Origin of the sequence: Thalassospira profundimaris (assembly GCF_003326755.1) — a bacterium.
GTDB lineage: Bacteria > Pseudomonadota > Alphaproteobacteria > Rhodospirillales > Thalassospiraceae > Thalassospira > Thalassospira profundimaris_B.
Window position 1 is genome coordinate 46,077 of sequence record NZ_JPWH01000027.1, and the last position, 14,149, is coordinate 60,225.

Genomic DNA, 14,149 nt, shown 5'->3' on the forward strand with positions numbered 1-14,149 from the left:
AATGTCTGGCGGCATCTATCAGGCTTCTGGCACACCAATGACGCATCGTGTCGCCATTGCCGGGAATGCCAGCCTTGAAACGGCCAAAAACCTGATCTTTGGCGAGCATCTTTTCGTTGCCGAAGATGTATCCGACACCCGTTTCTTCCACGGTACCGGTATCGAGGATTTCCCCCGCGAAACCCGGTTTCAGGTGTGTTTTTTACCCAATCTGGTCACGCCGGACTGGCTGGGCGCCTTGCCGCGACTGAACTGCAACTATTTTATCGAAGCCTATGACGGGCTGGAACTGGGCGATCTCAGCCCGTTACGCCGCCCGTTTCCCGGCCCGCAATGGGACCTTCTTGCCTGCCTGTCCACGCAAAGCGCCTATCATTTGCCAATTGCCCGCAAATTTGTCACCGCCCTGCGCCGGCGCGGCGTGTTGCACGACAAAATTGCGCCAACCCTTGAAATCGCCGTGCAGGAAGCTTTTTCCAATTCGCTTTTGCATGGCAACATGGAAATCGACACCACCGGCCATCTTTCGATGGAAAAATTCAATGCGCTGGAACAAACCACGCGTGAACGGCTTGCCGATCCCGACTTTGGCCATCGCGCCATCATTCTCGCAGCGCGACAACTGACCGAAACGCACGGCGTGGAAATTTTCATCCATGATCAGGGACGTGGCTTCATACCGCCCCAAAACGGCGAATTGCGCGCCATGCCCGGCAGCGATTCCACATTCGGGCGCGGATTGTCGCTCATCCGAACACTGTGCAATGATCTTGGCTTTGAACGTGATGGCCGCACCATTCGTATGCGCTTTTCCGGCCATCCGGCAATGGAAGATGGTTCCGTTTCAACGGATTTGACCGATCGGCCCCCGTCGGCAGCGCGGTTATATGCCGCTGCACCACCGCCTGTCGGGTCCGCCCGGTCCGGCGGTGCATCTTCCCGGCCCGTCAGCCCGGCAACCCCGCCACTTCCTGCGGAAAATTCCGGTCAGAATATCGCGCCAATTGCCTTTGCCGGCGAGATACAAGACCCCCGCGAACTCTATCAGGCCTGCATCCTGATTGCCGACGACACCCTGATCTCGCGTGAAATTGTCGCCTCCTATTTGCGGGCCGAAGGTTTCACCAATCTGGTCTTTGCGCGTGACGGCAATGACACCCTTGAACAGGTGCGGCAAAACCAGCCGGACCTGATTATTCTCGACATCATCATGCCCGGCCTGGACGGCTATGATGTCTGCAAACAGATCCGTGCCGATCCCGACTATTTTGAAGTTCCCATCATTGCGCAAACCGCGCTTGAAGAAAACGAAGGCCGCACGCGCATTTTCGAGGATGGCGCAACCGACCTTATTCTCAAGCCGCTCAACAAATCGGAACTGCTGGCACGGGTTCGCATTCATCTGGAACACCGTATTCTGGTCAAACAGTTACGCGCCTATCGTGACAGAACCCAGTCCGAACTGGTCCTGGCCCATGACATGCAGGCCATGCTGGTGCCACGGCCGGACTATTACCGCACCGTTGGTCGTGATTACGGGCTTTCCATCAGCGCCACATTTCAGATGTCATCCGAACTGGGCGGCGATATATGGGGCCTGGCACCGCTTGATGAAGACAGACTGGCAATTTATCTGGTTGATTTCGCCGGCCACGGCATTGGTGCGGCCCTTAACACCTTTCGCCTGCATTCCCTGATGTGGTCCGACGGCGAAGACCTGCATGACCCTGGCAGTTATCTCGAATCCCTCAATGTGCAGCTCAAGCGGCTTTTGCCGGTGGGGCAATATGCCACCATGCTTTATGGCATCATTGACCGTAAAAAGGCCCTGTTTCGATATGCCTGTGCGGCATCGACATCTCCGGTGATCGGTAAAAACAACGGCCAGGAAATACGCTTCCTCGACGGGTCCGGGGTGCCTCTTGGCGTCACCAATGACGCCCGTTACGAAACCCGCGAAACCCCGTTTGGCGATAATTCCTTCCTCATGCTCTATAGCGACGCCCTGATCGAAACACCGTTAAATAACGGCAATATGCTGGATCCGGAACGCCTGCAGGATGTCCTGTATCATATCATGAAACGCCCGGGTGGTGGCAGCGACCTGGCATCCCAGGTCACGGACTATTTTTACGATCATACCCCCCGCGAGCTAAGCGATGATTTCACCCTCATCACCCTGCAACCACAAACTGCCCCTTCCCGGCAATAAGGCCTGTTGCCCCTGATCAGGATCGAATGGCCGGATGGGCAGGTTCGCTCCAGTACCAGGCGCGGGTCGGGCTATTGTGTTTTTTGACCTCGATCTGGCTGGCCGCGTGATTTTGCCAAACCATCACCCCGCCGGATGGGGCCGGATCCGTTTGCATCGGCACAAGCCGGATTGCTGCGGGCGCAACCGGGCCAGGCGCAATCTGTGCAGGTACAATCGGGGTGGCTTGCAAAACATTCTCACGGGTCACATTGGCAGACCGGGTGATGCAGGCCTGCAAAATAGTGGCAAGCCCCCGTCTGGCCCCGGCGTGGGACGGCTCGTCAGACAAAACCTGTGCCAATTGATCAAGGGCGCGCCGCAAATGCCGACTGTTACATAGAAGCTCCGCCAGGATCACACGCAAATCCCGCATTTCCGGGCGCAGACTGATGGCAATTTCCAAATGCGCCACAGCCTGGTTGCGGTTGCCTTTTTGCAAATAGGTCCTAACCAGCCCCAAATGGGTTGCATCATCCAGATCATCGGCCAAAAGGGCACGCCCGAAACATTCCAGCGCCAGATCGGTCAGGCCCGCATCCAGCAGGGCATGCCCCATCACCCGCAGGCGGGCCGGAACATCGGGAAGACAATCGATCAACTGGCGCAGTCGCAGCCGCGTTTCGGGGGCCAAATCCGCCGTCTCTCCGTTCGGGGACGATGTTATGTAAAGACCCGGCTGTGATTGCGCCATTTTGCCAGAACCCTGCGTGCAAATAAAGTTGGGCGATGGTACCGACTCGGCAGGAAACAGGCAACAATGAAAAATTTCTCGAGTCGTATCAGGGACTTACAAGCCAATAGACCTTACAATGTCAGCCATCAGATAAACGACGCGGGAAAATCACACGATAAAAACCGTTTTATTGAAAATTTACTTTTAAATTCAATATATTATCAAAACCCCATTCCGGGCGGTCAAATCCGATGGTGAGATCGCCCCATGATAACCCTGCTGCCCCCCTCTCAACAGCGTTTCACCATCAAAACCCGTCAGCTACCCGGGTTAACGGATGCGTCACAAACGGTGTTTAAGGGATCAAACGACACCTTTGCTGCCGGACGGGCAAACAAATAGCCCTGGCCATAACGGGCCCCCAATTCACGCAGAGTGGTGCATTGTTCAAGGGTTTCAACCCCTTCGACCACACAATCAATGCCAAAGTTTTCGCACATGTCAAAAACGGTTTTGACGATATGCTGGCTGCGGGGATTACTGACAATCGGCGTGATAAAGCTGCGATCAACTTTAAGGCAGTCAATTTCCAGTTCATGCACATAGCGCAAACTGGAAAAACCGATCCCGAAATCGTCCAGGGCCACGCGTGCTCCGCAACGACGCAACCGTTCGATATGCTGGCGGGCCGCATCAAAATCGCGCAGAATTGCCGTTTCGGTGACTTCAAATGTAATACGGGACGGCTCAATGCCCGATTGGTCAATCCGCGCAATCAGCCAATCCATCATTTCCGACACAGCCAGATCATGCGCCGACAGATTAAAAGACACGCCAATATGCACCGGCCAGTTTTCAACTTCCTGCAACAGCCGGTTAAACAGGATACGGGTCAAATCATTCACCCGGTCGGTTCTTTCCGCCATCGGAAAAAACACGTCAGGTGCCACAAACCCCAGCTCGGGGCTGTGCCAGCGCGCCAGCGCCTCTACCGAATAGATGGCACCGCTGTCCAGATTATAAACCGGCTGAAAAACCAGGGATAATTCCTGTTCCAGATCGGCCTGGCGCAAGCCCTGCTCAATGCGCGATTCCTGGCGAATAATGGTTTCATGACAGGCAGCAAACAGCATGCTTGTGCCCCGGTCATTGCGCTTGGCATGATAAAGGGCAAAATCGGCGCGTTCAAACAAACCAATCGCCGTACGTGCGGCAGCGGGAAAGGTTGCAATCCCAACAGTCGCCGACAATTGCACATATCCCCCGGCACACTCGAAGGGCTGTTTCAAAATGGCGCAAATTTCGGTGGCAGTCTTTTCCAGTGTCTCCGCACTGTCATAGCCATCGACAATCGCCGCAAACTCGTCGCCGCCCAACCGGGCAACATATCCCCCGGTTCCCAATACATTGCAAATGCGTTTACCGGAACTGACCAGTATTTCGTCACCGGCCAAATGCCCATAAACGTCGTTAACCGGCTTGAAACCGTCAAGATCGATCAAAATAACGGCAAACTGCCGGGGGCCCGTGTTGTTTTCGTCCCCCGAAGCCCGTTGCAGGGCATGGGCGATTTTGGCATTGAGAACGTTAAAATAATCCCGACGGTTGGCAAGACCGGTCAGGGCATCACAATGGGCCAGTTTTTCGTTTTGCGCACTGAGTTCAAGGGTCTGATAGTGTTTTTCCTGCAAGACCTTTCGCGACTGTAACAGGTCGGCAAAGGACAAATAATAACTGCGGATAAAATAGATGACGACCAGAAACACCGTCAGCATATTCACCGAAATCATCGAAAAAATCGCGGTTCCGTTAAAGGAAAATGTCGCGATACAGCCGCCAAAAACCGTTGTAATGACAAACAAGGCGGCTGCCGGAAACTGAAACAGGCAAAAAACACATCCGACAACCGTCACCGAAATGAAATAGGCGACATGAAGCTGGTGCAATTCATCGCCAAAACAATAAAGTGCAATCGCCCAGCCGGTAAACAAGACACTTACAGCGACAGCCATGAAGCGAATACGCTGAAGCATAAGAACAACACTCGGCATATCGTCCAGAACCGCCTTTGTCCTGATCCAGACAATAGAGCGAAAAAGGCACAATAACGTCAAAAAACCGGGAAAGAATACCGTCAGAAAAACGGGAGCCTGTTGAAAATGCGTATAACTCAGACCCAGTGCATTTACCATCAACAGCAAATACATCATCGGTATTTGCCGCGTCAGGCCTTCGACCTGCGCACGCATCAATTCCGGACGTTCGTAATGCAACCGGAACAGATCAACAAAGCTCTCAAACTGCTTCGTTAAAAACACGAATTAACTCTCGCTCAGATGGCAGGCAGCGGGGCGCTTTTCTGCGGGGTTTGCTTGCTCCCGATCAGCGCGTCACTCTCTGGCCGATCATCGGGAAAGGATATTAGCTGTAGATATATTTATAATATAAAGATTAAAGAGAAGCCCGGCAAAAATTATACCATCAGACTAAATTATTACCCTGTCCGTTTAGGGTATCCCGCCGAATGAACAAGGTCCCCACTGTCACAGATCACACCGCTCCGCACGTTTGGCCTGCCCAACAGCGCCAAACACGGACAAAACTGCACCCGTATAAATGGAAAACCGGCCAGATAAAACCAATATCAGGAGCGCATTGGCGCGTCATTTTATTGTTTTTTTCTTCTTTGTTTTTTTGGTTCTGCTGGCCCGCAACCCGGCATCAAGGGCGACACGGGCGTAAGGCAGAATGTCGTCTTCATCTTCCAGCCAGTCGCCGGGAATTTCGTAATAGGAAATGCAAATGCCCTCCGGCCCTTGCGGATAAAACATATCAAGATGGCGGGCTTCAAAAACATCACGGCAAAGATCATCCGCCTTTAAAAAAAGAACATCGTCGGCAACCAGCCCGAAAACAATGCCGTCACAATAAATTCCCCAACCACCAAACATGCGCCGGGCCGTGATATGCCCCAGCGGGGCAAACAGGTCGGTCAGCATCGCGACAAATTCGTTCCGGCCACGTGCTGCCGGCTGTCCGCTAACGCCCAAGGCCATTTAAAATTTCCCCCTCGACCCCTTCGGAAATCATGTAATCACGCATCGAACGTCCTGGCGTGGGACGATACCGTTCGCCCAGAACCTCCATTGCCACAATACGGTCCGCCCGGAACACGCGAAAGGCATTGCGCAATTCGCACCACCCCGCCAGCAACCATACCGACCCGAAAAACAACATGCCCAGCGGCCACACGCGGCGCTGCGTGCGCACCCCGTTCACATCGGTATAATCAAGGTTAATAATATTGCGTTCACGAATGGCCTGGCGCAAAACCGGCATTGAAACAACAATCGGTTCCTGGGCAATATCGGCCACGGCAATGGGTATACCGCCAATCAGGCCGCGCAACCTTTCGGGCACCACCGCCTCGATTTTCGACAACGCATCGCTTGCCGCGCGTGCCATTTGCGGGTCGGTCCAGCTTTGCACCATGCGCGCGCCGACCACCAGGGCCTCGATTTCTTCGGCATCGAACATCAGGGGGGGCAGGTCATATCCGTCACGCAGGATATAGCCTACACCGGCCTCGCCCTCCACCGGCACGCCAGATGCCGCCAGATCACGAATATCGCGATAAATTGTCCGTTCGGAAACTTCCAGTTCCTCGGCCAGTTCGCGGGCCCGGCTCAGTTTACGTCGGCGCAAAATCTGGACCAGGCGAAACAGTCTGTCTGCACGTCTCATATCAATTTTCCGGCTTTTTCCAATTCGTGCATGCTACCATAGCCCTCCTGACAGTATCCTGTCAGGAGGGCTATGGTATAGCGTCATGCTGTAGCTGAACAGAACCGGAGGAATTCATGATCGACCATTTGGGCATTCCTGTTACCGACCACACCAAAGCCCATGATTTTTATTGTGCGGCCCTTGCCCCGCTTGATATTTCCGTCGTTATGGAAGTCACTGCCGAACAAACCGGCGACAAGGCCCATACCGGCTTTGGCAATCATGGCAAACCGTTTTTCTGGATTTCCGAATGCGATAAAGGCACCACGCCACCGCCTGGCATCCACATTGCCTTTAGCGCCCCGACGCGCGCCCTTGTTGATGCGTTTTACCACGCCGCCCTTGCTGCGGGTGCCAGGGATAATGGCGCGCCGGGCCTGCGCCCGCACTATCACGAGAACTATTATGGGGCCTTCGTCCTGGACCCGGATGGCAACAATATCGAGGCGGTCTGCCACGGCCCGGCCGCGTAAGGCCAAACCTGATACCGATATGCTCCTTGCCGGGCCATCCGTTTGATCCGGCAAGGAGAAATTGCTGCCCCACCACGCAAAGCCCTGGCAACCGGCTTTGTTCTTTCCGTTATTTATCTTATAATAATTTTGCATTGCGAAACCAAAATCGGCAACACCCCCCTCTTGTAATGGCAACACGCGCCACCACGCCAATGCCGTTATAGTCGGGTTTCTGGCCGCCCTGTCGATAGGGCTGCCTGTGACGCCACACCCCAAAAAATCAAAAGTGCGCCGATGCCAAACGCACCAAAACGGAATACGACGTTGCCCCACACGCCGCCAAAACCAGACCATCCCGCCAGCACCTCTCAAGCCAGTGCCAGTGTCCGTGCCGATGGTGGCTCGCAATCGCAAAACACGCCGCAACGATCGGAAATCTCCCCCGCACGTCGCCTGGGAAACCTGCCAGAATTGCTGCAATGGGCCCTGTTATTTGGCAGTTCTGTGTTGCTGGGGATCGTGCTGCATCATTTTAATGTCCCCGCCGCCCTTTTGCTGGGCCCCATGATTATCGGCATTATCATGGGCACCAACAGCGCCTCCATTCGCATCCCGCGTATCAGCTTTATTGCGGCCCAGTCGGTTCTGGGCGCCATGATTGGCGGGTCGATGACGGCGGCCATCATAACGTCCTTTGTCAATGACTGGCCTTTGGTCCTTGGCATCACCCTGATCACCCTGCTTGCCAGCAGCTTTTTGGGCTGGCTGTTGTGCATTCGCCGGGTCTTGCCTGGCACCGTGGGCATTTGGGGGTCTTCGCCCGGTGCCGCATCGGCAATGGTGATCATGGCAGAAGCCTTTGGCGCCGATGCCCGGCTGGTCGCCTTCATGCAATATGTGCGGGTGGTTTGCGTGGTCACGGTAGCATCACTGGTGGCAAATTTCTGGGTTTCCAGCACCCTGCCCGCTGGCACCGCAATCCCGGTTCAAGACTGGTTTCCCGTTTTTGACCTTACCAATTTTGGCCTGACCCTGCTGGTGGCCGGGGTATCGGCCGTGCTGGGGGTCGTGTTGCGCATTCCGTCTGGCGCATTGTTGTTGCCCATCATCACGGTGATGGTGCTTCACATCAATGGCTGGCTGGAAGTGGAATTGCCCGAATGGTTTTTGGGCCTGACCTATGCCATTATCGGCTGGACCATCGGCCTTAAATTTACCCCCGCCGTTTTGCATCATGCCGCCAGCGCGCTGCCCAAAATCCTGCTGTCCATTGTCGTGCTGATCGGCTTTTGTGCCGGTATTTCGGTTTTGCTGGTGCACTTCCTGGATGTGGACCCGTTAACCGCCTATCTGGCAACCAGCCCCGGCGGGCTTGATTCCGTTGCCATTATCGCAGCCAGCACCCATGTCGATTTGCCTTTTATTCTGGTCATGCAATCGGCCCGGTTTTTTATGGTATTGCTGATTGGCCCGCCTCTGGCCCGGTTTATGGCGCGTATGACTGCCGATAAACAGGCCGGGGACATCTGATCGTACCCCTGGCAATCCCTGCTGCGCAGGCATCACGCGCTAAAACGCCAGCACCCGGCGAATGAAGCCGTCAACGCGGGCCTGAAGGGTATTGCCCTGCTGTTCCAGATCAACCGCAGCATGGGAAACTTCCTTAATCACCGCATCCCCTTTTTGCTGTGCGGTTCTGATGTCATCGGCACTGCTTCTGGCTGCGCGGGCATCCTCAAGTGCGGCATTTGCCTTGCCCGCCAGATCATCGCATATGCCGTGCTGAATCTCGCTTTGCTGGGCGGTGCGCGCTGCGCGGTCACGCAACTCGACCATGCTTCCGGCAAACCGTTCCACCGTGTGGCCGGCCTCGCTGATAGCGGTCGTTACGTTTCCCATCCAAACATCAATGTCTCTGGTTGTTAAATCGGCCTGATCAGCAAGGGCCTTGACCTCTTTGGCAACCACCTCAAAGCCGCGCCCGGCCGCGCCGACGCGTGCCGCCTCGATCGCGGCATTCAGCCCCAGCAACTTGATGCGTGTGGCAATGTCGGAAATTGTTGCCAGCATCCTTTCGGCATCGGCAGCCCGGCTTTGCAGCCCTGTAAAGGTTTCCTGCATATGCTGCGCATCCCTGCCCAATTCCTCGGTGGTGCGGTGGGTGTCAGCAGCGTCAGTACCCACAAGTTGCAGGGCATCCTGCAAAGACGTCATGCCCCGGGCGACATTTTCAATGCGCAAAAGGGCGGTATCCGCCGCGCGATCAATTCGTGCCGTGCAATCCCGCGTGCGCCCGTTGGCCTGGTCCAGAACCCCCAGCGCCCCGCGCATCTGGCTTACCGCCACGCCAAGAGCCGTCACAGTGCCCTGAATTTCCGCCTCGAAATCGGCAGCAAGGGCGCGTCGGCTTTCAATCGCGCCCGCACGTTCCACAACTCTGGCCACCTGTCCGGTGACAAACCCCAAAAGCTCCAGCATTGTTTCATCAAGCCGGGCGATTTCACGGCTGAAAAATTCGATGACCGCAATCACCTTGCCATCCAGCCGCACCGGCAGGGCAAAACACCCGCGCAAACCGTTTTGTTGTGCCGTTCGCGCACGCAGGAACCCGTCGCGTACTGTAACATCGGCAAGGCACACGGCCGCGCCATTTTGCGCCACATCGCCAATCAATCCCTGCCCAGGGGCAAAAACCGTGGCTTCCGACTGCTGGCAAAATTCGGCCAGCGCATCGGGCGTCACCCCCTGTCCGATCACCCATATCCCCGCAGACACCATATGATCCGGATCGACCGCTGCCATGTCACGGCGTGCTGTGCCCGAAACAAGACCAGCGTTAAGGCCGGCACGCATGTAAACATGCCCGACCGGCCAACCGGTATAATTGCAAACCGCCTCGAGAATCCGGTGAATGGCACGATCATATTGCTCTGCAACATCGGCAATCGCCGTAACCTCGCGCAACAGGCGCAATATGCCCGCCATCGTGTCAGAACGGCTCTGGATGGGGTCTTCTTCGCGGGAAACCGAACGGATAAAAGCTGCAAACATGGGACTCTCCGTAGCACAATATACCGGCCGGGCGCTTTTCGCCCTTGCCGTCATACAGGCCACGTTGCCCTTTGCATATTTTGGCTCCGTTACCAAAACATGATGATTTCATCCTAGCGCGATATTGCACCTGCGAAAAGCCCTTTTCGCGGGCAACAAATTAACGGCGTAAAAGCTTGGCCGCCGCCCCCGATGCCACCATCACACCGACAATCACCAGTGCGACCGCCAATATCAAACTCATGCTGCCCGCTTCGCCCAGCAAAAATACACCGCCCAGGGCGGAAAAGGCCGGGGTTAGCGCGCCAAACGCCGCGGCCCCGGTCGAGCCGATATTGCGAACGGCAATGCCATAGGTCACAACTGCAATCACGCCAGATAACAGCCCCTGAAACACAAGTTGCACCAGCACATCATTCAGCGGTGCCTCGACAATATTGGTCCCGGTAAACAGGGCGATCACGGCGAAGCTGACAAAGGACCAAAACCCGGTAAAGGCAGCAGCATCAATCGCCTGAAGGCCGGATCTCCGCAGGGCATGGGTATAACTGGCCCACATAAAGGCCGCACACACCAGCAGCGCATAGCCAACAATCACCGTATCCTCGTCCGCCTGGCCGGGTTGCAGGGCGGTTAAAATAATAATGCCCGTGGCAATCACCCCATAGCCCACCCAGCGGATGACATTGGGTCTTTCGCCAAACACGGCCACCCCGATCAACACCGCCCAAATCGACATTACCCCCGGCAACAGAGTGCCAACATGCGAAGCGGGGGCAAATTTAAGGGCCGTTGCCACCACCAGCGAATAGGCCACACCCGAGCCGCCAACGATAACCAGCCCCAGGCCAATCGGCAGGCCGCGCGGCCAGATACCGCGCTTCCACCAAATCGGCGAGAGCAGAACAAACGGCACAAAAAAGCGGATCAAGCCAATATCAATCGCATTAAACCGCGTTGTTACCGCATAGCGGGTTGCAATAATCCACGATGCCCAAATGGTTACGGTCAAAACGGCACAGAATGTGCCCAAAAGGCGGTTTTCAACCAAATCTGTAGGGGATGACGGGGCGGACGGGCGCAACATAAATGATATCCTGACGATTGAAATCCGGTGTCAAAAGACCACGCTGCATCGCACAAATCAAGATTTGCCAGCAGGGCCCTGGCTATTCTTTTGGCGCGCGTTTCACCGCCAAGAAAGACCCAAGCAAAACGGGGCAGAAAATGCCTCTGCCCCGTTGGAAACGATATGTGTGATCAGGATGGATCAGATGCCAAATTCGGCAAAAAAGTCATTGCCCTTGTCATCGATCACGATGAAAGCCGGGAAGTCTTCAACCTCGATCTGCCAGACGGCTTCCATGCCCAGTTCGGGATATTCCAGAACCTCGACCTTTTTGATGCAATCCTGTGCCAGACGGGCCGCCGGACCGCCAATGGAACCCAGATAAAAACCGCCATATTTCTGGCAGGCATCCTTGACCTGTTTGGAACGATTGCCCTTTGCCAGCATGACAAACGATCCGCCAGCGGCCTGGAACTGCTCGACATAGGCATCCATACGCCCGGCCGTTGTCGGCCCGAACGACCCCGATGCCATGCCATCTGGCGTTTTTGCCGGGCCCGCATAATAAACCGGGTGGTTTTTCATGTATTCGGGCATGCCTTCACCAGCATCAAGGCGTTCCTTGATTTTGGCATGTGCAATGTCACGGGCAACAATTACCTTGCCGGTCAGGGCCAGGCGGGTTTTGACCGGATATTGCGAAAGCTGCTTGCGGATGTCATCCATCGGCTGGTTGAGGTCAACCTTGACGACTTCATCATCCAGATGTTCATCGGAAACCTCCGGCAGGTATTTCGCCGGGTTATGTTCCAGATCCTCGATAAAGATGCCGTCCTTGGTGATTTTGCCCAGCACCTGACGGTCCGCCGAGCACGAAACCCCAATACCGACCGGGCAGCTTGCGCCGTGGCGCGGCAGGCGGATAACCCGCACGTCATGGCAGAAATACTTGCCGCCAAACTGCGCGCCAATGCCCATTTCGCGGGTCATTTCCAGAATTTTCTGTTCCCATTCAAGGTCACGGTAAGCCTGGCCATGTTCGCCGCCTTCGGTCGGCAGGTTATCGTAATACCGTGCCGATGCCATTTTAACGGTTTTCAGCGTGGCTTCCGCCGACGTGCCGCCAATAACGATGGCAAGGTGATAGGGCGGGCAGGCCGACGTGCCCAGCGTGCGGATTTTTTCATCAAGAAACTTGCGCAGGCTTTCGGGGTTCAACAGCGCCTTGGTCTGCTGAAACAGGAAGGTTTTGTTGGCCGACCCGCCGCCCTTTGCCATGAACATGAATTTGTATTCGCAACCCGGCGTTGCATACAGGTCAATCTGGGCGGGCAGGTTGGAACCGGTGTTTTTTTCCTCGAACATATTGAGCGGGGAAACCTGCGAATACCGCAGGTTATATTCCTGATAAGCCCGCCAGATGCCCTTGGAAACGGCTTCTTCGTCACTGCCATCGGTAATGACACGGCCACCGCGCTTGCCCATGACAATCGCCGTGCCGGTATCCTGGCACATGGGCAGCACACCGCCCGAGGCAATGTTGGCGTTTTTCAAAAGGTCCATCGCGACAAATTTGTCATTCGCCGTTGCTTCCGGGTCATCCAGGATTTTGCGCAACTGTTCCAGATGGCCGGGACGCAACAGATGCGAACAGTCAAAAAATGCCTGAAGGGTGAGTTTTTCAATCGCTTCGGGCGCAACCTTCAAAAAGGTTTCGCCATTAACCTCAATGGTTTCGATACCTTCATCACCAATCTTGCGATATGGCGTGGCATCCTTGCCCTGCTCGAACATGGCTTTATAGACAAAATCACTCATGGAAGGCTTCCGTCTCTCTCAAAACAAGGTGGGTGTTTTTTTGGCTTTGCTTGACCGGAACATAGCGCCTGACGCGCCAAAATACCACGCCTTTGAGGACATAACCGTGGCGGGGTTCAAGGCAAACAGGACCGATTCGTGAAATTTTATATCGCAACAAGAAGAAACCAACATTCCCAGTCGGTTATTTAAATCATTATCAAAGTATATAATATATCGTCTTATGTATAAAACGACTCCAATCGCAAAAATTGTATTTTTAAAAATGAATTAAATTTTGATATTTGTCTTGAACCCCCGCCAGTCCACAACAGAGTATGCCTCGCCTTAAATGAACGATCTTTATTTGGGGTAACAGATCATGCTCAACTTCCAGCGCAAACGAACACAAGAAAAATCAAAGGGAAAATCAGAATCAGAGGCAAAGCTCGAAATTGCCCGGCAAAATACTTTTTATCGCGACGTCATCAATTCCATTCCCTACAACATTGTGACATGTGATTTATCGGGAAAAATCCGTTTTATCTCCCGGGAATTCGCCCAGACGCTGTTGCAGACGGACGATGTCGATTTTGCCAAACTGATCGACCTGCCTCTTGCGCAACTCAACAAAATATTTGACCGCAAACAGTTCCACAATCTGGGCAATCGGCTTGGGGAAATGCCGATTTATCAGCGTGTCCGCCTGGAAGACCAGACACTGATGGTCACAGTCACCCCCCTTCAGGATGAAACAGGGGCAGAAACCGGATTTATCCTGAGCGCGGAAGTCATCACTGACCAGGTCAAGATGGGGCGGAACTGCGTTAATCTGTCGCAAAAGGTGCAGGAAGCGGCTGACAAACTGAATACGCTGTCAAACGATCTTGCCGAAAATTCGGCCGAGGGATCCGATCTGGCAGGGCATATTCGCGAGGCCGGAGACACCACAGCACAGCAGGCCAATCACGTTTCCAGCACGGCTGAACAAATGACCCAGTCGATCAGCGAAATATCCTCGCAGATCGACCGACTTACCGAAGTCGCCAACCGGGCGGTATCGG

Annotated in this window: 10 protein-coding genes and 1 pseudogene; 4 read left to right on the forward strand and 7 right to left on the reverse strand. The window is 54.8% G+C overall.

The genetic code is table 11. The features are described 5' to 3' along the window. The first annotated feature begins 1 nt into the window (after window position 1). Complete coding sequence (locus tag TH25_RS21365; protein ID WP_258549261.1) at window positions 2-2,212, forward strand: SpoIIE family protein phosphatase; 2,211 nt, start codon at window positions 2-4, stop codon at window positions 2,210-2,212. Between the two features lie 16 nt (window positions 2,213-2,228). Here the strand turns inward: TH25_RS21365 and TH25_RS21370 are convergent, their stop codons facing one another. From TH25_RS21370 to TH25_RS21385, 4 genes are all read right to left on the reverse strand, one after another. Continuing rightward, window positions 2,229-2,945 (reverse strand): tetratricopeptide repeat protein, encoded by a 717-nt coding sequence (locus TH25_RS21370; RefSeq protein WP_114090295.1) that lies wholly within the window; start codon window positions 2,943-2,945, stop codon window positions 2,229-2,231. 299 nt (window positions 2,946-3,244) lie between these two features. Beyond that, window positions 3,245-5,245, reverse strand: coding sequence for a putative bifunctional diguanylate cyclase/phosphodiesterase (locus tag TH25_RS21375; RefSeq protein ID WP_258549262.1), 2,001 nt, complete (start codon window positions 5,243-5,245; stop codon window positions 3,245-3,247). Window positions 5,246-5,590: 345 nt separating this feature from the next. Then, a complete protein-coding gene (locus tag TH25_RS21380; protein WP_114090296.1) occupies window positions 5,591-5,983 on the reverse strand; it encodes a TfoX/Sxy family protein in 393 nt (130 codons plus the stop codon). Continuing rightward, window positions 5,967-6,671, reverse strand: coding sequence for a helix-turn-helix transcriptional regulator (locus TH25_RS21385; RefSeq protein WP_114090297.1), 705 nt, complete (start codon window positions 6,669-6,671; stop codon window positions 5,967-5,969). Before TH25_RS21385 ends, TH25_RS21380 begins: the two co-directional genes overlap by 17 nt. Before the next feature lie 116 nt (window positions 6,672-6,787). Here TH25_RS21385 and TH25_RS21390 point away from each other — a divergent pair, with 116 nt between their 5' ends. Further along, the gene (locus TH25_RS21390; RefSeq protein WP_114090298.1) at window positions 6,788-7,186 is read left to right on the forward strand and encodes a VOC family protein; all 399 of its coding nucleotides are present in this window, start codon (window positions 6,788-6,790) and stop codon (window positions 7,184-7,186) included. 306 nt (window positions 7,187-7,492) lie between these two features. Beyond that, window positions 7,493-8,698: an AbrB family transcriptional regulator gene (locus TH25_RS21395; protein WP_258549263.1), complete on the forward strand. Its 1,206-nt coding sequence runs from the start codon at window positions 7,493-7,495 to the stop codon at window positions 8,696-8,698. 39 nt (window positions 8,699-8,737) lie between these two features. Here TH25_RS21395 and TH25_RS21400 read toward each other — a convergent pair whose 3' ends face one another. From TH25_RS21400 to TH25_RS21410, 3 genes are all read right to left on the reverse strand, one after another. Beyond that, the gene (locus TH25_RS21400; protein ID WP_181847757.1) at window positions 8,738-10,219 is read right to left on the reverse strand and encodes a methyl-accepting chemotaxis protein; all 1,482 of its coding nucleotides are present in this window, start codon (window positions 10,217-10,219) and stop codon (window positions 8,738-8,740) included. Between the two features lie 160 nt (window positions 10,220-10,379). Continuing rightward, window positions 10,380-11,306 carry a DMT family transporter gene (locus TH25_RS21405; RefSeq protein WP_114090301.1) on the reverse strand — a complete coding sequence of 309 codons (927 nt, stop codon included), beginning with the start codon at window positions 11,304-11,306 and terminating at the stop codon, window positions 10,380-10,382. Between the two features lie 183 nt (window positions 11,307-11,489). Further along, complete coding sequence (locus tag TH25_RS21410; RefSeq protein ID WP_114090302.1) at window positions 11,490-13,106, reverse strand: fumarate hydratase; 1,617 nt, start codon at window positions 13,104-13,106, stop codon at window positions 11,490-11,492. Between the two features lie 361 nt (window positions 13,107-13,467). Between TH25_RS21410 and TH25_RS21415 the strand changes: the two are divergent. Continuing rightward, window positions 13,468-14,149: pseudogene (locus TH25_RS21415) on the forward strand (hypothetical protein); the annotation flags it as partial.